Genomic DNA, 17,521 nt, shown 5'->3' with positions numbered 1-17,521 from the left:
ACGTTGATTCGTTTGTCCCATCTAGTCATGGCGGTCAGAAGATTCCTCAAGCAGGGTGGATCTCGCTCGTAGTTCATATTATCTTATCCTTTGACTTAAACAATATGGTCTGGAAGACTCCTGTTTGAATGTTCCACAAACCGGACAATTCGGATCATGATAGGCGCGGCGCTTGGCAAACTCTGCTCTTGCTAAATCCATCGTCAACAGCTTTCCTAGCAGAGGCTCACCCAGTCCCGTCACCAGTTTGATAGCTTCTAAAGCCGCTAGACAAGCCAGAGTACCGGATACTGCGCCCAAAACTCCAAAGCCCCAACGATCCCAGTCTGGCTTTTCAGGAAAAATGCAGGCAAGGCAGGGAGTTTGTCCTGGCACAATCGTGGTTAGGTAAGCATCCATATCATTCATAGCTGCTTCGACCATCGGCTTACCCCAGCGCACACAGGTAGCATTCAGTAAGTCACGCTCTTTGAAATCAAAAGCACAGTCGAGGGCGATGTCTGCACGCTGCACGAGGGAGTCAATATTATCCGCATTGACATATTCACAGACCGCTTCAATCTGAATATCGGGATTGAGATGGGCTAAGGTTTCCTGAGCCTTAAACACCCTAGGCTTACCGACCCAGTCATCCGTCATCAGAATTTGGCGATTGAGATCGTCGCGCTGGAGGTTGCCGCCTCGCACTAGAATCAGTCGCCCTACGCCAGCCACTGCTAGATAGAGTGCCGCTGTTCCCCCTAAGCCACCAACGCCAGTAACCAGAGCAGTTGTATTCTTAAGGCGACGTTGGCCCATCTCTCCTAGACCAGGTAGCATGATCTGGCGGTGGTAACGTTCAAGTTCAATGGGCGTAAGAAGGGGAAGCATAGGGTTAAAACGTAGGAATGCAACGAACAACAGCAATATGATCCGTAAGACTGAGATAGATTAGCATGGGGCGTTGCTGAATGAGGCTATGACATCGGAACGCGAGCAAATCATATATCGATTCAGCAACGCCTAGCCTGGATTGGGGGGCGATCGCTCCATTATGTTAGAGGTTATTAGATCTTACTCCATACCAATGTCAGACAACATTACGATATTCTTAGGTCTGTCTTGAAAAACCTTGAACAGCTTTTGTTCAACAGAGTTGGAAGTCACAAACAGGTTATAAGCCGTTTGTAGAGCTTGCCTGTAAGCCTTGAGCAGTTGATCATCATCCTGGGATGAATCTTCAGCACTCACCAGTTGGGAAAACTTTCTCAGAATATGTAAGCGATTGACATTGACAATATGCGGATCATAGGTCAATCCAAAAAACTCAAAGTAGGCCTCCGCATCTTTAATCTGGTTAAACTGGGCAAGGGTGGGGCGTAGCGTCATCATAGCTTATCCTCTAACGTTTTGAGCTGTTGCTTAAGGTCACGAAGCTGGCAATAGATGGCATGAGTGCGGGCAGCAGTATCGAGGAGTTGATCTAGGTCGGCGGGTAAACCTTCAGCAATATCATGAAGATCCATCTTGAGCTGACCGGCTTTACTGTTCAACTTTTTGATCTGTTGTCGTAACTCATCGACGGTAGCAGATTGGGTTACTTGAGTCATAGCCACAACCATAGATTAGAGCAGGTTAGATATCACAGACTTCAGGATATTGCCGGGCTAGCGCAATCCCTTTGTCCACTAGTTTTTCTCCTTCCGTGCTAAGTTTTTCAAGGGAGTCAAAACCAAAGCGCTGGGCATCACGCAGGGTTTTACTAACTAGAATCAGCCGACCGGAAAAAATTAATGCCCAGCCAAATCCTTCGTGGCTCAGGTCAATCACCACCTGGGAAAGCTGGCCTGTTTCTTCTTCAATACGATAAGCGATCGCTCTATGGAAGGCCATAATCCGACCTTGGGTGATAGCGTTAACCTCACCTTCTACAGAAATCTCACGCTTTTGGGCTTTGCTGATTACATAGGGCTTGAGTAAGAGTTCATCTGACCAATTGCGTAAGGTACCATAGGCATCATTAGCGCGAATTTGCTGCACGATGGCTTTAAGAAAGGGAGAAGCATCGATCAAGAGGGCGGCATCCAGGGTAGTGGTCGTTTCGACAGGGCTCATAGGACAACCTCCTGCTGGCTAGGGTTTACAGTATCTGTCAAGACATCATCAAAATTACGAGGTTGTCCCTTCAGGAGGGCTTTACGCAGCCAGGGCGGTGGACTGCCTTTCAACGTCTCTACCAGGCGATCGAGTACATCCTGGATCTCGTCCTGCTCTGATTTTGCCTGAATGGGGGTAATATTTCGATGGATGAGCCGCGCTGCTGCACTGCCGCCAATGGCAGCAACATAGATAATCGTGCAGTCATGCAGCGCCTTAAGTTTGGGCTCTAACTTATCTTCATTACCATCTTCTTTTAGATCCCCTTGGAATTCTAAGGTTTCTAATTGGGTATAACCTTCAGTATTGACATCATAGACATCGACTTGCTTGGCCCAGCCGAAGTGCGCATTAATGTGAACTGAGTCGTTGGTGGTGAAGGCAATTTTCATCGTGAGGTCTCCTCATCATAAATGGAAATCGGGAAACAGTTGGGTCAAGGACCATCATTATCCAGTCTTAGCAGAGCGATCGCCCTCTTGCCACCCATACACCAAGGCGTGGGCTGCGGCCTCATCAGCATCAAGAAAGATATTGCCGATGTCAAACAGGAGTTGAGTTGTGCCGCTGTAGCCAACGGTGCAATGACGCCCGTTGCCGAGGCGATCAAAAATGGGAAAGCCAAGACGGTAGAGAGGGATACCCAAGCGCTGGGCTAGTCCCTTAGCATTGGAGTTAGCAATAATGAGATCTGCGCCAACAGCCAGATCTTCCAGATCTTCTAGGTCACCAATCGTGACGGTATCAATGGGTAGATGTTTAAGCAAGGGAGATTTGGTAGTCGTAACGGCGGCATGGACAGTGGAACCAGTTGTCGTCAACCACCATGCCATACGGTAGAGTAGATCGGGTTCTAGGGCTAGAGCCACTCGTTTGCGACCAAAGAAAAAGTGGGTATCGAGCAGCGCATCCTGTAACTGCTGGCGCTGCTGCCAAACTTTTTCAGGCATAGGCTGTTGGCTGACAAGCGATAGCCGATGTAGAAAGCGATCAACCGCTTCTAGCCCGGTGAGGCTATGAAAAACCTCAAACTCTGTGCCGAAGCGTTGGTGTACTTGGGCAGCAGCAGCAGCCATAGACTGACCTAGGGCAAGGGTAAAGACAGAGTCACCCAGGCAACGCAGATGGGATAGTGGGGTACCGCCAGTAGTAACGGCTTGATAATCGTTGGCTAAATGACCATCGAGGGAGGCGGAAAGATCGGGCACTACCACAGCCGTCATATGAAACAGCTCGATCATATCTTTCACAGCCTGCACATCTCCAGGAGACAGGGATGGCCCTGCTAAAACTGTGATCTGAAGCTGTTTTCTGGACAAGCGAGAAGCAAGGGAAGTCAGGTGGTTGTCAGAGGGCGATCGCTTTCCCTGATCGCTATCCTGATTTTTGAAGCTGTCCTGATCGCTGTCCTGACAAGCCGCCTGAGCAATCTCCAGGTCAAACGGTACATCCCGCACCAACGCCTCAACGGCTGCCGCATAGCCATCCTGCAACGCTCCCTTAAAATCAGGTGTTGCCGCCAAGGGGATGGGGAAATTGACTAGCTCCGGGTGGCGATCGCGGATAGTGCGGAGAATATCCGGCATGTCATCGCCTCGGGTTTCTGTCAATCCTGTGGTGCAAAGACCGATGATCTGGGGCTGGGATTTTTCTAGCAAGGTTAAAATTGCAGTTTCCACATTACTCTCACCGCCCAAGATCGTGCTGACTTCCGTCATGGCTGTGGTGGAAAGGGGAATAGCTTCGCGAAAGTGACGCACTAGCATAACCTTGGCAAAGGCTGTACAGCCCTGGGAGCCGTGGAATAGGGGCATCATCCCCTGAATCCCCAGAAAGGCTAGAGCTGCCCCCAGAGGTTGACTTTGCTTGAGAGGATTGACCGTGAGAGACTTTTGACGAGAGAGCACCTGGGTGATAGAGGTCAAATCATCAGACGCGGGTGAGACATCATCGATCGGCTCACGCTTATCCCAGGGCGGTGCTAACCGTGCTTGCCGCCACACCGGGCTATGCAGCGCTTCATCCAGTTCCTTAGCCATTTCCACCATGCCAACATAACCAGCATAGGGGTGATGGCGCTCCTGGTTAATATCAAGAAAAGGGATGCGGGCCTTGAGAGCAGTGTACTGATTGCGTCCACCAGCAATCAACATGTCCGCCTTGGTTTTAGCAATCACGGTCAGCAATTCTTGAGCGTTGCCCTTCTGCATCATGATGCCATCTTGACCCAGCAGAGTCTTGATACGAGCCTTATCTTCCTCTGTACTCTTTTTAGTGCTGGTGGCCACCACATCAATTCCTAGGTCTTTAGCAGCAGAAATAATAGACCAGCTTTTAACGCCTCCAGTATAAAGCACGACTCGTTTACCACGGAGGCGATCGCGGTACGGAGCAAGAACGTCATCTAGGTGGGCTGTTTCACGGGCGATGAGGGTCTCAACCCGAGCCTGCAAATTAGCATCTCCTAGCTTAGCTGCGATACTACGCAGTAAGTGATTCATATCTTCAATGCCGTAGATTGAGGCTTCGATGTAGGGAATGCCGTAGCGTTCCTCCATTGCTTGAGCCATATTGATCAGTGCCTTGGAGCAGATCATCACGTTGAGCTTAGCCCGATGGGCACAGGCCACATCATGGTAGCGAGCATCTCCAGTTATCTTAGCTAAAACACGAATACCTAGCTGTTCCAAAAGGGGAAGCACTCCCCACATTTCTCCTGCAATATTATATTCACCGATTAAATTAATGTCATAGGGCGTTGTGATCTCAGGCTCAGCCGTTCCTACCACATAGGTGAGCAGTGCTTCGCCGCCGATACGGTTGCCCAGATTTTTACTGCCAACAAATCCAGGAGAGGTCACAGGAATCACAGGAATCTCAAATTTCTGGCTAGCTACCCGGCATACGGCTTCTAAATCATCTCCGATTAGCGCTGTAACACAGGTTAGATATACAAAAACGGCAGCAGGACTGTAGCGTGTCTTGACTTCATAAATGGCTTGATAGAGCTTCTTTTCACCGCCAAAGATAATGTCATTTTCACTTAAGTCGGTGGTGAAGCCTAATTTATAGATCATCGGCCCTGAGGACAAGCTACCCCGGCTACCCCATGAGTTCCCGGCACAAGCAATTGGGCCATGGACGACATGAGCCACATCAGTGATCGGAACAAGCGCAATGCTGGCTCCATCAAAAGCACAACCACCCTGAGCTGCACCAGGTTGAGCCTGTTGTTGGCACGCTTTATGTTTACCTTGACCACCTTTCTTGTGGTTGTGCTCACAGCCGGGCTGGGTTAGGAGTTGGTTGAGTTTGCCTTGGGTGAGAGTCATGGTAGGTAGGAATAAAGAAGTGAACTAAAGCAAACATTAGGTGAGCGAGTCGGCGACAGATACATGAGCAAGGTCTTCAGCAAGCTCTAATTCTTTGCTAAGGCAACCAACAACATAGTTGCTTTCCAGAAAATGCACAGAGTAGATATACACTCGTTGCAAATAGGTTCCAATACCAATCACGTAACCGATATCTCCCTTTTGGGCTAGGTGAAAGCCAATATCTTTACCGGGAAATGTACCATCATTGCGGATTAGCCTGCGAACTCGTACTCGGTTGCCTAGCTCAAAAACGGGTGGAGCATCAAGTTCAATGTTTTCTGAAAGAGTCATCATTTATTCCTGGGAATACTGGCCAGATACACCGAATGTATCTGGCCAGATTGGACTAGCGAATCAAATCAAAGGAAATATCAGTCTTGGCAATTGTGCTGGTTTTGCGATCCAGTTCATCCAGGATGGTATTAATAATCCAGTTGAACTGGTTGATAGCACCCTGATAGCCAAGCGTTGCATAGCGATGCATATGATGGCGATCAAAGATCGGATAACCAATACGCACAAGGGGTGTGCCAGTGTCACGCCACAGATACTTGCCGTAGGAATTGCCAATTAGCAAATCTACCGGCTCAGTAAACATGAGCGATCGCAAGTGCCAGAGGTCTTTCTTACCCCATACCGTAGCATTTTGTCCATAAGGGCTGTTCGTCAGCATCTCACGGGCTTCTGCTTCAAATTCATCGTTGGAGTTCGTAACGACGATATGAACTGGCTCCGCTCCCATTTCTAGCAAGAACTGGATCAGATTCAACGTATGGTCAGGATCACCGTAGAGAGCCACTCGCTTGCCGTGAATCCAGGCTTGGGAGTCAGTTAGAGCATCCACAGCTCGACCTCGCTCCTGCTGAAGCTCCAGGGGAATGGGCTTGCCGGTGATAGCCGATAATGACATGAGGAACTCGTCCGTACCCTTGATGCCAAAGGGACGGAAGTTATAGGTCTTTTGATCCCATTCCTTAGCGATATACTCTTGGGTTTTTGGAGTCGTGTAGGTCTGGAAAAAGACGGTTCCTTCAGCGTTAATTGCGTCGGCTGTCTCAGCCAAGGTTGTGAGACCGTTATACATTTTGAACTCGCCGGTATTGGGAGAGTCAAAGGTATCAGAGTTATCCGACAGAATAGTGTAGTCAATGCCAAACAGACCTAAAATTCTCTTCAGCTCACGGATATTGCCGATGTAGGGGTCAAAGCCTAGGTTAAAGTTAACCTTACCATTTGACGTGTCAGCTTTTTTATCCGTGACTAAGGTGTTGAGAATAGACTTCAGCATGTTGTCATAGCCGGTAATGTGGGAACCCACAAAACTAGGGGTGTGGGCAGCCGGCACGGGTAGATCTTCGGGAATATGTCCTTCTTTTTTAGCTGTGGTGATATAGGCCCCGATATCATCACCAATAACCTCAGCCATACAGGTGGTGCAAAGAGCAATCATCTTTGGCTTATAGAGGGTATAGGAATTTTCTAAGCCCTGTTTCAGGTTGCTTAGTCCACCAAATACAGCGGCATCTTCTGTCATGGATGAAGATACAGCTTGGAAAGGCTCCTTATAGTTACGAGTAAGGTGGCTACGGAAATAGGCAACACAGCCTTGGGAGCCATGGCTATAGGGCAGCGTACCTTCAAAACCAGAGGCTACAAACAAGGCACCTAAAGGCTGACAAGCTTTAGCAGGATTAATAGTTAGAGCTTCTCGGGCAAAGTTCTTTTCCCGATAATCCCAGCCTTTTGTCCATTCAGCTATTTCAGCAATTTTTTCTGGGCTATGGGCACCTTCGAATTGCCGCTTATAGTCAAACAGATCTTGGTAAGGTTGAGTCTGAAATAGGTCAAAGTGGTCTTTAATTTGACCCGGATCGTCGGCTCCACAAGGGGCCGGAATAGTATTTTCGTCGTTGAGAGTCATGGGGATCTCCTTAGGAGGGGGAAAGGCAGATAGACAATGTATTCATCAAGAGAGGTAATTCATAGGGTGGGGAGATGTAGAAACAGCTTTTGTGTTACAAGAACAATCAGACCTCAAGATCGTCTATTCTTATCTTACGTCGTTTCATCTCCCCATTGTCCTTATTACCATGGAGTCTTGATAAGGCTCCAAGTCGGATTATTAATGGCTAAATCCATATCACGGGCAAAGACTTCAAAACCGTCATAGCCGTGGTAAGGCCCAGAATAATCCCAAGAGTGCATCTGGCGGAAGGGTAGAGCCATCTTCTGGAAAACATACTTTTCTTTAATGCCAGCAGCGATCAGGTCGGGCTTGAGCTGTTTAGCAAATTCTTCGAATTCATAGCCACTGATATCGTCATAGATAACGGTGCCATCATCGACATAGTCTGCAGTGCGTTTGTAGTCATCGCCATGTCCGAATTCATATCCGGTGCCGATAATCTTCATGCCCAGATCGACAAAAGCAGGAACCACGTGACGGGGGCGTAGACCGCCTACCATCAGCATCACTGTTTTACCTTCTAAGCGAGGACGGTATTTGGCTATGATCGCATCCATGCGGGCTTGATAGCTAGCAATGACCTGTTCAGCTTTTTCCTGAATGGTTTCGTCAAACTGAGCAGCGATCGCTCTCAGAGACTTAGCGATTTGGGTAGGGCCAAAGAAGTTATACTCCATCCAACCAATACCGTATTTTTCCTCCATAAACCGGCAGATGTAGTTCATCGACCGATAGCAGTGGATAAGATTAAACTTAGCCAGAGGAGTCATCACCACTTCGTTGAAGGTACCATCTCCAGAGAACTGGCAGATTACCCGTAGACCAATGGCTTCTAGAAGCAGACGGCTAGGCCAAGCATCTCCTCCAATGTTGTAGTCGCCGATAATATTGACATCGTAAGGGCCGGGTTCATAGCCTTCCGGCAGCTTGCGGTACTCGTCAGCCTTTGGCAGTACCCAATCTCGTACCGTGTCGTTGGCAATATGGTGTCCAAGAGATTGAGAAACGCCCCGAAAACCTTCACAACGAACAGGAATAACTGGCTTACTATACTCCTTAGCTTTCTTCTTAGCCACAGCTTCAATGTCATCACCAATTAAGCCTACAGGACATTCCGACTCAATGGTGGTGCCTTGACTGAGAGGAAACAGTTCTTCGACTTCATCAATGACTTTATCGAGTTTTTTGTCTCCACCAAAAACGATATCACGCTCCTGAAAATCGGAGGTAAACTGCATGGTACCGAACGTATCCACACCAGTAGTACCGATATAGTAGTTGCGGCGACCAGACCAGGAGTAATAGCCACAGCCTACAGGTCCATGGCTGAGGTGAATCATGTCTTTGACGGGGCCCCAAACCACCCCTTTGGCTCCTGCATAGGCGCAGCCACGGGTAGTCATAACTCCAGGAACAGATTTTTTGTTGGATTTAACACCACAATCAGATTTTTCTGCGTCTTGAACGCTGATATGCTTAGCTCGCAGCTTCTTAGCTTTATCGGGATAGGCTGCGAGCACCTCTTGAACAATTTCTTTTCTGTCATCTACAGTGGTCATAGCGCCCTCTTAGATAAGGTAGGGGATTAGGAGGCAAGATGGAACGTGTCGGGGAGATCGAGACCTCAATCTCCCCAGTTGATTACACTAGAAGCTATACAGGAGTGAGATTTGGATCATTGGCGATCGCTTGTTCGTATTGTTCATCGCTATCAAGGATGCCAAATTCAATCAACAGTTCTTCCAACTCATCCATAGAGATCGGGGTGGGGATAGTCAGGTTCTTGTTGTTGATGATCTTTTCAGCAAGGGCGGTATATTCTGCTGCTTGCTTACTCGTCGGTGCATACTCATTAACCGTCATGCGTCGTAGCTCAGCATGTTGAACCACATTATCACGAGGAACAAAGTGAATCATCTGAGTGTTGAGCTTTGCAGCTAGAGCTTCAATAAGCTCAATTTCTCGGTCGGTATTGCGGCTGTTACAGATCAAACCACCTAGACGCACACCGCCAGAGTGAGCATATTTCAAAACACCTCGGGCGATATTATTCGCCGCATACATCGCCATCATTTCACCAGAAACCACGATGTAGATTTCCTGAGCTTTACCTTCCCGAATAGGCATTGCGAATCCACCGCAAACAACGTCACCCAAGACGTCATAGGATACGAAATCTAGGTCTTGATACGCCCCCTCTTCTTCTAGGAAGTTAATGGCAGTGATGATACCTCGACCGGCACAGCCGACACCAGGCTCTGGCCCACCCGACTCAACACACTTGACGCCGCGATAGCCTTCTTGCAGCACTTGATCGAGTTCAACATCTTCAACGGCACCGAGTTCGGCAGCCAGTTGTAGCACAGAGGTCTGGGCTTTGCTATGTAGCATCAGGCGAGTGGAATCTGCTTTGGGGTCACAGCCAACAATCATGATGCGTTGACCCATTTCAGCCATAGCGGCTAAGGTATTTTGGGAGGTTGTGGACTTGCCAATGCCACCTTTTCCGTAAAATGCAATCTGTCTCATGGGGGAATGTCTCCTTAGTGGGAATCAAGTCTGAATTGAAGAAATCAGTTCGTTCGAGAGTAGGCAAGAACCTGTAGCGGAGAGTTGCAACGGACGAGGGGTGGAGAGCGTCCGGCATGAACAAGATAGGGCATGACTAAAATAAGGTAATTGAGCTAACAATTAATGAGCGATCGCTTCAACAACCAATGTTGAAAGCACACGGCGCTGTAGTTGGGCTTCAATGGCATACTTAAGCGTATCTGTACTGCTGGAACAGGAACCACAGGCTCCTTGAAGTTTAACTAGAACGCGATCGCCCTGGACATCATAGAGGGTCACATCGCCGCCATCAGCCATCAGCACGGGGCGTACCTCGTCATCAATGACCTGCTGAATCTGCATAATTTTCTCGATGGTGGTCAGAGGCGGGGAGGCAAGGGTTGAAGTCGATGGGTTAGCAGTAGCGAATGGGGCTGAATGATTAGAGCTTTGAGATAGGTTATTTTGCTGAGCAACTGCAACAGCTACAGTTTCTGGAGATTGTGCCTCTAGCAATAGGTCTTCAATTCCAGCTAAACAAGAACCGCAACCGCCTCCAGCCTTAATATAGTTAGTAACTTGTTCAACGGTGGTGAGTTGATTCTCAGTAATGATGCGACGAACTTTAGGCTCACTGATACCATAGCAGGTACAGAGGAGTGTCCCGTCATCATCTGCGTGATCGGCGATCGCAATGCCACGATACTTATAAATAGCTGCTTCTAGAGCCTCCTGCCCCATAACCGAACAGTGCATCTTAGCTTCGGGCAGACCTCCTAAATACTCTGCAATATCTTGATTGGATAGATTGAGTGCTTCATCCAGGGTTTTACCCTTAACAATTTCCGTTAAAGCAGAGGATGAAGCGATCGCACTGGTACAGCCAAAGGTTTGAAATCGAGCGTCAAGAACTGTATCAGCAGAAACCTGAATCTTAAGGTGTAATCTCAGAGCATCGCCACAGGCAATACTACCCACTTCACCATAAACAACAGACACATCAGGCTCATTCAAGTCTGCGATCGCCCCTTGGTTGAGAGGATTGTAAAAGAGTTCCAGTACCTTTTCAGAGTAGTCCCACATGGCAGTTTAAAGGGGGTGAGAGGTGGATAAAGTTTATACTTCGTTCACGAATAGTTAATGTCTAACCTTTCTAACCTGCTCTTACTAAATCTCGCTCCTGAAGCCAGCCAGCCTGATCATTGCTGAAGGGCGACATATCCCGCAGGCGATTAACAATATCAGGCATGACCGCCAGCACCTGCTGAATATCTGCAGCAGTGGTGAAACGAGATAGGCTAAAGCGGATAGAGCCATGGAGGATGGTATAGGGTAGCCCCATAGACATCAGGACATGGGAAGGATCAAGAGAACCAGAGGTACAGGCAGAACCTGAAGAAGCACAGATGCCTTCACGGTTCAGCATATAGAGAATAGCTTCTCCTTCAATATATTTGAAGCCAATATTGGTAGTGTTGGGCAGGCGAGGAGCACCACCACCGTTAACAGCACAGTCAGGAATCGTAGCCAGCAACTGATTTTCCAGAGTATTTCGGTGATCTTCTTCTGTATCAACCGATTGTAAATACTGTTGTGCTAGTTCAGCAGCTTTACCTAATGCAACAATACCAGGAACATTTTGGGTGCCAGCTCGACGCCCCCGTTCTTGATGACCACCTAGAAGAAATGGGCGGAACCGGAAGCCTCGGCGGACGTAGAGAGCACCAATACCCTTGGGAGCATGGAGTTTATGGCCAGAGAGGGTGAGCAGGTCAATGGTGCTAGATTTAAGATCTATAGGAACCTTACCGACAGCCTGCACGGCATCAACATGGAAGGTGGCTCCATAATATTTAGCGATCGCCCCCACCTGTTCCACTGGGAATATGACGCCCGTTTCGTTGTTAGCATACATCGTACTGACTAGCGCCGTCCCGCCCGTCATAGCTGCTTCCAGCTCCATCAGGTCTAGCTCACCCTGCTCATTGACGGAAAGATAAGTAACAGTATAGCCTTTTTTCTCCAGATGTTTGCATACATTGAGGATGGCCGGATGTTCTACTGCTGTCGTTACAATATGACGCTTATCTGGTTGAGCAGCTAGGGCCGCATGGATGGCAGTATTGTTGCCCTCACTCCCACAGCTATTGAAGATAATTTCTGTATCTTCAGCACCGAGCAGTTGAGCTACTTGACGGCGGGCATCCTGTACCGCCACTCCTACCTGACCACCAAAGCTATGCATGGATGACGGGTTGCCATAAAAGTCGCTTAGGTAAGGCATCATTGCAGCTAAAACATCAGGATCGATGCAAGTCGTGGCGTTGTTGTCAAGATAGATAACCATGGGTGTAAATCAAGTAGGTGAGCAGCTAGGAACACATCAAGACTCTATTTTTGTCCTGATTATCTGTGCAGATGAGCGTTAGGGCGTTAGAGACAGGCGATCGCTTTGTAATTGATAAAGAGCTTTAGCATAGTTAGAAAACCAGCTATACCAATAACTTGAGGTTTGTTCTCCCTGCAGGCGGGCAACCTTACGCGTATAGGTAGCAAACCAAGATTCCCAGTAATCATCTGACTGTTCTGACTTAGAGGTTAGCACTGTAGATAGTTCTGGAATCAAGGCTACACAGCCTTCATTGGTTGGGCAGGTTGCCCAGCACTGCGGAACACGATGAGAACCTTGACACTGGTTACACAGACTCGTTTCTATCCAGAAAGCCAGACCATTAAACTGAATCGCTCCGGTGGGACAAACGGATAGACAGCGCTGGCAACCAATGCAGTTATGGGTGATAGTGTAGGACATAGGAGGAAGCAAAGGTAAGGTTGTTAAACAATGCATCAATAAACGTTTGACTAGAACGTTGCTGACTGCCGAGTTAATACATGTTCGTCATAAAACTGTCGAGCAACGCTCTCAATCACGTCATAGGCTTCAACGACGACTAAACCGGCTTTTTCCAGTTCACGCTGGGGGCAAGGCCCTACTTTGGATGCAAACACAGCTTGACAATCCGAAATGGTCGTAATAATGCCGTTGAGCATCGCCTCTTCGCCATAACCACCCTGGCAGTAATCGGCTACCTTACGGTGGCTGACAAATTTGGCGGCAGTTGCGTCAACTTCGTAAATCATGAACTCCTTAGCGTGACCAAAATGTTGGTTCACCAGGCCGCCTCCCTTAGTGGCGATCGCTACTAGCACCTTGGGAGAAGGCTGCGCTGTTGCGATGGGAGGTCTAACGGCTGCCTGACGTTTTGCCGCCACCGCCGCCTTCGCCTGCTCGATGCCAATGTGAACAGCCTGACGCTGGGCAACACTATAATCCACAGGCATTTCCATGAACTTTTGCTTCGTAAATTCCTGGCTGCGATCTTCGCCTAGGAGGCCAACAGCATCAGCTCGACACTGGCGACAGTGGCGCATCAGCTTTAGGTTACCTGCACAGTTATCTTGTACCTGCTTCAGCTCTTGAGGGCTAGGACCACGCTGACCATTGAGTCCAAAATAAGTACCATGTTCTGGAGCAGAGATAAGAGGCATAATATTATGCAGAAACGCGCCCCGTTCCCGAATAGCTTGGTTGACCTCTGGTAGATGATGGTCATTGATGCCAGGAATCATAACGGAATTAACCTTGCAAAGGATGTCAGCTTCTTTAAGAGCCTGCAGTCCTTCCATCTGGCGTTCATGGAGAATTTTAACTCCTTCAATACCACGGTAGCGCTTCCGGCGATAATGTACCCAGGGATAAATCATAGCGCCAATTTCAGGATCGATCATATTAATCGTGATGGTAACATGATCAACATTCAAAGCTTTGATCCGATCCACGTAGTCCGGTAGCATCAGGCCATTGGTAGAGAGACAAAGCTTGATATCAGGTGCTTGGTCAGCAATCAGTTCAAAGGTGCGGAAGGTTTGCTCAGGGTTTGCCAACGGATCACCTGGACCAGCGATGCCCAACACCGTCATTTGGGGAATCTTACCTGCTACCACTAGAACCTTATGAGCGGCTTCTTCAGGAGTCAGTAATTCACTCACCACCCCAGGACGGCTTTCGTTAGCACAGTCATATTTACGGTTGCAGTAGTTACACTGAATGTTGCAAGCTGGAGCAACAGCTACATGCATACGTGCGTAATGATGATGGGCGTCTTCGCTATAACAAGGATGCTTTTCGATACGGGCTCTCATGCTTTCGCTGAGTTCATCGATATCGGTGTTGCTGCTACAACCACAGCCACCGGCAGAGTTAACTAGAGTCTTTGTCTTAGTTAGGGTAATGTCCAGATCGGGCGTCGCGAGGGGCGCAGAGGTCAGGGCAGTAGAGGGCGGTGGCGTCATGGGTTTGAGGATGTAGTGGGGTTAGAGCTCAACAAGATGGATCTAGGTCTAGGTAAGAAGGCTTGAACTAAGCCAGGAGTCACCTTGTCATCTGTTGAAGTTGAATCGTTTCTCGCTTCATGCTGCGGTGCTTGGCGTTGAAAGAGTTATAGCAACCGCCCTATCCCGGACTATGCCTCATGAGCCGATAGGATTTATTACATGATTAGCACTGTACTCAAGTCCTGAAACTCTTGTTAGCTATGGAAAGTATATTTTTTTGATAGTAGGGGTACTAGTATTTTCACGTGCCGGCTCTGGTATTTTTTTCGTTCAGATCTGTATTTGTGTACTCACGTCAAACTCTTACCCAGCAAAGACTTGATGTAAAAATGCTCCTTTTTCTATCCACTGTTTTCTGAGTACTCAAATGAACGCTTTTTGCAGCGATTGATACAGAATCAAGAACTTGTTAAGAAAATAAGAACTAGCGTTTGTATCCATCATTTCTATTTACAAGATCAAACAGTAGCAGAGTTAACTATTCTGCATTAAGCAATGTAAACCACCATGATTGCGAGTAGGTCTATGGCTAGAAATCGCTTACGAGAGATCGCTCCATCGGCATGACCGCATCAGGACATGAACCTTAAACAAGACGTCCTGAAACCCCATATCAAGCATTGTGACTGCCTCGGCGTTGCTGAATGAAGTGATGAAATCGGGGAGGAGCAAGATACCCGCACGACCTTGATTGGGAATAGTGCGTGTGAGCATCTCGCTCAGAGTTCGTTGGCGCACATCATCTTGCGATTCAGCAACGCCACTGCTTCTCTCTTCAACAACGCTGGGCCATCAAGCGATCGCTGCCCTTTTCAGAGATTCCAGCTTGAACTCCATTGAGTTTCTTGCCCAGACATCCCTTCCTCAGCCATTCGACAAGCGTGATTACGGATTACTGAGGAGATTAGACGACCTTCTGCATAGTCTGCTACAGTTCTTTTAGTAAAAACGTTAAGTAGGCTACGAAAAGACCGCGAATGAGTACACCATTTCAACGTCTTATCTATGCCTAAAAATCGTGCTCACCCATGAATGGCCTAGGCATTGCCCGTGAGTACACAATGCTCGTCCCTCCCCTAGGAAATACCTAAGCGCCAACCCGAAAATACCTGTCCCCTGTCCTTAAAGAAATCTAAAACGGTTTGCCCGCCTACGGTATAGCGGCTGAGTACAGTGCTAATAGCTTTAAAATCTGGATGCTTCACCCCTGCCCTCAGCTTCAAAAGGCTGGTTGCTATAAGCAGGAAAACACAGCCCCCAGCGCACCATGGTTTTCTCCTCACCCCGCCACTTCCTCCATCACGTCCAGAGCACCCTACCTCGACTCCATCGATCGCTGCCGCTGTTCGATGATATTGCCATTATTTTTGAGCGTGACCCAGCAGCACACCATTGGCTAGAGGTGCTCTGTTGCTATCCAGGCTTGCACGCGATCGCTGCCCATCGCCTAGCCCACTGGCTTTATCAACGGAATCTACGTCTCCTGCCTCGCTTCATGGCCCACCTGAGTCGTTTCTTAACAGGGATCGAAATTCACCCCGGAGCCCAGATAGGCCGGGGTGTTTTCATCGACCACGGTCTCGGGGTGGTAATTGGCGAAACGGCTAGGGTCGGAGACTATAGTTTGATTTACCAAGGTGTCACCCTAGGGGGCACTGGCCGGGACATAGGTAAACGCCATCCCACCGTAGGTAGCCATGTGGTGATCGGAGCTGGGGCCAAGATTTTGGGGCCGATCGCCATTGGTGACTATGCCCGGATTGGGGCTGGGGCCGTTGTCCTACGGGCTGTACCAGCCCACTACACCGCTGTTGGCATTCCCAGCCGTCACGTATCCCGTGGTAATGCTAGAACCGCGCCCTTAGACCATGCTCAGCTTCCCGATACCGATGCCGCATCGTTGCGATCGCTTTTGGATCGAATCGAAACCTTGGAAGCACAACTTACTCATCTTCAGTCCCATCTTCAATCATCAACTCTCACCCATCCATCTCAAACCCCCTTGGAGGTTAGCTCATGAATCCATCCTTTGCCGCTCCCTCCGACTGGGGGCAAGCCGTCTCAGTTCAGCGGTGCGATCGCTGGTCTATCCACCATCGTCTTCAGGAGCTGAATATTCCCTGTGCCTGTCCCGCCGATGGCAGCCTACGAGTTGAGGTCAACCATGCCCTAGCCCTACTACTTGTTCGCAGCACCCTACACCAGTTTTCCCTATCTCGCCAGGAAGGCGTGACCTGGTTGGAGCGATGTTGGCATACCCGCGTCACCTGCTTGGCCAACTCCTAAGCCTGTCTGTCCTCAACCTATCTGCCATCAACCTATCTACTCTTAACCTATCTGTTCTTAAGCTCTCCTCTCTCACCATGGTCTATCTGTAGCCACCTTTCATACTTGGTTGGATAGGCTAGCGATCGCCCTTGGGAGCCTATCGTTTCCGATAGTATGCATCCAATCCAAGTTTGATGCGTGACGATTGACTGACCTGTTTCATATCTCATAACCACCTACTGGAGTCACCCTATGACGACAACTGAAACGACCCTCAACAACCTAGTTCGCGCCTTTGGCGACGTTGGCAACAACCCCGTTGGTTTTGAACTTGACATCACCATCGCTGTTTGCGAAGGACTTAACCTAGCCTTCGCTAGCTTTCAGGCTCTCTACTTGCAGTACCAAAAGCATCATTTTGTTGTAGACGGAGCCGAGTTCTACTCGATCCACGAATTCTTTCAAGACAGCTACGGCGATGTTCAAAGCCATGCCCACGACTTAGCCGAACGGCTCAACGGTCTTGGCGGCATTCCAGCGGGCAGTTTTGCGACCTTAGCTGACCTCTGTTGTTTTACACCTGAGCCTGATGGGGCGTTTACCTGCCGCCAAATGCTAGAGAATGATCTCACTGCCGAACAGGCGATGATTGCTCTTTTGCGTCGCTTATCAACCCAGGCAGAAAGTGTGGGCGATCGCGCCACCCGCTACCTCTACGACAGCATTTTGCTAAAAACGGAAGATCGTGCCTTCCATGTTGATCACTTCCTTGCTGGGGATAGCCTTACCCTCAGCCTCCCAAGTTAGCCACTCCAAGTCCATAAGCTTTATT

17 protein-coding genes are annotated in these 17,521 nt (G+C 48.8%); 3 read left to right on the top strand and 14 right to left on the bottom strand.

Annotated features, from left to right (window positions below; translation table 11 throughout):
* Window positions 1-78: 78 nt before the first annotated feature.
* The 14 genes from JUJ53_RS03060 to nifB form a co-directional block, all read right to left on the bottom strand.
* Window positions 79-870, bottom strand: a complete 792-nt coding sequence (locus tag JUJ53_RS03060; protein ID WP_204150508.1) for a HesA/MoeB/ThiF family protein — start codon at window positions 868-870, stop codon at window positions 79-81.
* A 183-nt stretch (window positions 871-1,053) separates the two neighbouring features.
* A complete protein-coding gene (gene nifW / locus JUJ53_RS03055) occupies window positions 1,054-1,371 on the bottom strand; it encodes a nitrogenase-stabilizing/protective protein NifW (protein ID WP_204150507.1) in 318 nt (105 codons plus the stop codon).
* Window positions 1,368-1,589 carry a CCE_0567 family metalloprotein gene (locus JUJ53_RS03050; protein ID WP_204150506.1) on the bottom strand — a complete coding sequence of 74 codons (222 nt, stop codon included), beginning with the start codon at window positions 1,587-1,589 and terminating at the stop codon, window positions 1,368-1,370. The genes nifW and JUJ53_RS03050 overlap by 4 nt, the downstream gene beginning before the upstream one ends.
* A gap of 25 nt (window positions 1,590-1,614) precedes the next feature.
* Window positions 1,615-2,094, bottom strand: a complete 480-nt coding sequence (locus tag JUJ53_RS03045; protein WP_204150505.1) for a NifX-associated nitrogen fixation protein — start codon at window positions 2,092-2,094, stop codon at window positions 1,615-1,617.
* Entirely contained in the window at window positions 2,091-2,528 is a 438-nt protein-coding gene (nifX, locus tag JUJ53_RS03040) for a nitrogen fixation protein NifX (protein WP_204150504.1), read from the bottom strand. The genes JUJ53_RS03045 and nifX overlap by 4 nt, the downstream gene beginning before the upstream one ends.
* Before the next feature lie 57 nt (window positions 2,529-2,585).
* On the bottom strand, window positions 2,586-5,468 hold the full coding sequence (gene nifE, locus JUJ53_RS03035) for a nitrogenase iron-molybdenum cofactor biosynthesis protein NifE (RefSeq protein WP_204150503.1): 2,883 nt from the start codon (window positions 5,466-5,468) through the stop codon (window positions 2,586-2,588).
* A gap of 36 nt (window positions 5,469-5,504) precedes the next feature.
* The gene (locus JUJ53_RS03030) at window positions 5,505-5,801 is read right to left on the bottom strand and encodes a nitrogen fixation protein NifZ (protein WP_204150502.1); all 297 of its coding nucleotides are present in this window, start codon (window positions 5,799-5,801) and stop codon (window positions 5,505-5,507) included.
* Between the two features lie 55 nt (window positions 5,802-5,856).
* The gene (gene nifK / locus JUJ53_RS03025; protein WP_204150501.1) at window positions 5,857-7,431 is read right to left on the bottom strand and encodes a nitrogenase molybdenum-iron protein subunit beta; all 1,575 of its coding nucleotides are present in this window, start codon (window positions 7,429-7,431) and stop codon (window positions 5,857-5,859) included.
* A 164-nt stretch (window positions 7,432-7,595) separates the two neighbouring features.
* Window positions 7,596-9,035, bottom strand: a complete 1,440-nt coding sequence (gene nifD, locus JUJ53_RS03020) for a nitrogenase molybdenum-iron protein alpha chain (RefSeq protein ID WP_204150500.1) — start codon at window positions 9,033-9,035, stop codon at window positions 7,596-7,598.
* 94 nt (window positions 9,036-9,129) lie between these two features.
* Window positions 9,130-10,005 carry a nitrogenase iron protein gene (gene nifH / locus JUJ53_RS03015; RefSeq protein WP_204150499.1) on the bottom strand — a complete coding sequence of 292 codons (876 nt, stop codon included), beginning with the start codon at window positions 10,003-10,005 and terminating at the stop codon, window positions 9,130-9,132.
* Window positions 10,006-10,167: 162 nt separating this feature from the next.
* Window positions 10,168-11,109 carry a Fe-S cluster assembly protein NifU gene (nifU, locus tag JUJ53_RS03010; protein WP_204150498.1) on the bottom strand — a complete coding sequence of 314 codons (942 nt, stop codon included), beginning with the start codon at window positions 11,107-11,109 and terminating at the stop codon, window positions 10,168-10,170.
* Window positions 11,110-11,179: 70 nt separating this feature from the next.
* A complete protein-coding gene (gene nifS, locus JUJ53_RS03005) occupies window positions 11,180-12,373 on the bottom strand; it encodes a cysteine desulfurase NifS (RefSeq protein WP_204150497.1) in 1,194 nt (397 codons plus the stop codon).
* 78 nt (window positions 12,374-12,451) lie between these two features.
* Window positions 12,452-12,838, bottom strand: coding sequence for a 4Fe-4S binding protein (locus JUJ53_RS03000; protein ID WP_204150496.1), 387 nt, complete (start codon window positions 12,836-12,838; stop codon window positions 12,452-12,454).
* 50 nt (window positions 12,839-12,888) lie between these two features.
* On the bottom strand, window positions 12,889-14,379 hold the full coding sequence (nifB, locus tag JUJ53_RS02995; protein WP_204150495.1) for a nitrogenase cofactor biosynthesis protein NifB: 1,491 nt from the start codon (window positions 14,377-14,379) through the stop codon (window positions 12,889-12,891).
* A gap of 1,309 nt (window positions 14,380-15,688) precedes the next feature.
* On the opposite strand from nifB, the gene cysE reads away from it, so the two are divergent.
* The 3 genes from cysE to JUJ53_RS02980 all read left to right on the top strand — a co-directional run bounded on the left by cysE (window position 15,689) and on the right by JUJ53_RS02980 (window position 17,496).
* Complete coding sequence (gene cysE / locus JUJ53_RS02990; protein WP_204150494.1) at window positions 15,689-16,441, top strand: serine O-acetyltransferase; 753 nt, start codon at window positions 15,689-15,691, stop codon at window positions 16,439-16,441.
* On the top strand, window positions 16,438-16,707 hold the full coding sequence (locus JUJ53_RS02985) for an Asr1405/Asl0597 family protein (RefSeq protein WP_204150493.1): 270 nt from the start codon (window positions 16,438-16,440) through the stop codon (window positions 16,705-16,707). The genes cysE and JUJ53_RS02985 overlap by 4 nt, the downstream gene beginning before the upstream one ends.
* Window positions 16,708-16,941: 234 nt before the next feature.
* On the top strand, window positions 16,942-17,496 hold the full coding sequence (locus JUJ53_RS02980; protein WP_204150492.1) for a DNA starvation/stationary phase protection protein: 555 nt from the start codon (window positions 16,942-16,944) through the stop codon (window positions 17,494-17,496).
* Window positions 17,497-17,521: the final 25 nt, after the last annotated feature.

Source organism: Leptolyngbya sp. CCY15150, from assembly GCF_016888135.1.
Classification (GTDB): domain Bacteria; phylum Cyanobacteriota; class Cyanobacteriia; order RECH01; family RECH01; genus RECH01.
The sequence above is the reverse complement of the archived record's forward strand: the minus strand, read 5'-3'. Positions and strand labels throughout refer to the sequence as shown.

Bases quoted from the DNA above. Each gene is read 5' to 3' on its own strand.
- JUJ53_RS03060 (WP_204150508.1), bottom strand. From the start codon at position 870: ATGCTTCCCCTTCTTACGCCCATTGAACTTGAACGTTACCACCGCCAG.
- nifW (WP_204150507.1), bottom strand. From the start codon at position 1,371: ATGATGACGCTACGCCCCACCCTTGCCCAGTTTAACCAGATTAAAGAT.
- JUJ53_RS03050 (WP_204150506.1), bottom strand. From the start codon at position 1,589: ATGACTCAAGTAACCCAATCTGCTACCGTCGATGAGTTACGACAACAG.
- JUJ53_RS03045 (WP_204150505.1), bottom strand. From the start codon at position 2,094: ATGAGCCCTGTCGAAACGACCACTACCCTGGATGCCGCCCTCTTGATC.
- nifX (WP_204150504.1), bottom strand. From the start codon at position 2,528: ATGAAAATTGCCTTCACCACCAACGACTCAGTTCACATTAATGCGCAC.
- nifE (WP_204150503.1), bottom strand. From the start codon at position 5,468: ATGACTCTCACCCAAGGCAAACTCAACCAACTCCTAACCCAGCCCGGC.
- JUJ53_RS03030 (WP_204150502.1), bottom strand. From the start codon at position 5,801: ATGACTCTTTCAGAAAACATTGAACTTGATGCTCCACCCGTTTTTGAG.
- nifK (WP_204150501.1), bottom strand. From the start codon at position 7,431: ATGACTCTCAACGACGAAAATACTATTCCGGCCCCTTGTGGAGCCGAC.
- nifD (WP_204150500.1), bottom strand. From the start codon at position 9,035: ATGACCACTGTAGATGACAGAAAAGAAATTGTTCAAGAGGTGCTCGCA.
- nifH (WP_204150499.1), bottom strand. From the start codon at position 10,005: ATGAGACAGATTGCATTTTACGGAAAAGGTGGCATTGGCAAGTCCACA.
- nifU (WP_204150498.1), bottom strand. From the start codon at position 11,109: ATGTGGGACTACTCTGAAAAGGTACTGGAACTCTTTTACAATCCTCTC.
- nifS (WP_204150497.1), bottom strand. From the start codon at position 12,373: ATGGTTATCTATCTTGACAACAACGCCACGACTTGCATCGATCCTGAT.
- JUJ53_RS03000 (WP_204150496.1), bottom strand. From the start codon at position 12,838: ATGTCCTACACTATCACCCATAACTGCATTGGTTGCCAGCGCTGTCTA.
- nifB (WP_204150495.1), bottom strand. From the start codon at position 14,379: ATGACGCCACCGCCCTCTACTGCCCTGACCTCTGCGCCCCTCGCGACG.
- cysE (WP_204150494.1), top strand. From the start codon at position 15,689: ATGGTTTTCTCCTCACCCCGCCACTTCCTCCATCACGTCCAGAGCACC.
- JUJ53_RS02985 (WP_204150493.1), top strand. From the start codon at position 16,438: ATGAATCCATCCTTTGCCGCTCCCTCCGACTGGGGGCAAGCCGTCTCA.
- JUJ53_RS02980 (WP_204150492.1), top strand. From the start codon at position 16,942: ATGACGACAACTGAAACGACCCTCAACAACCTAGTTCGCGCCTTTGGC.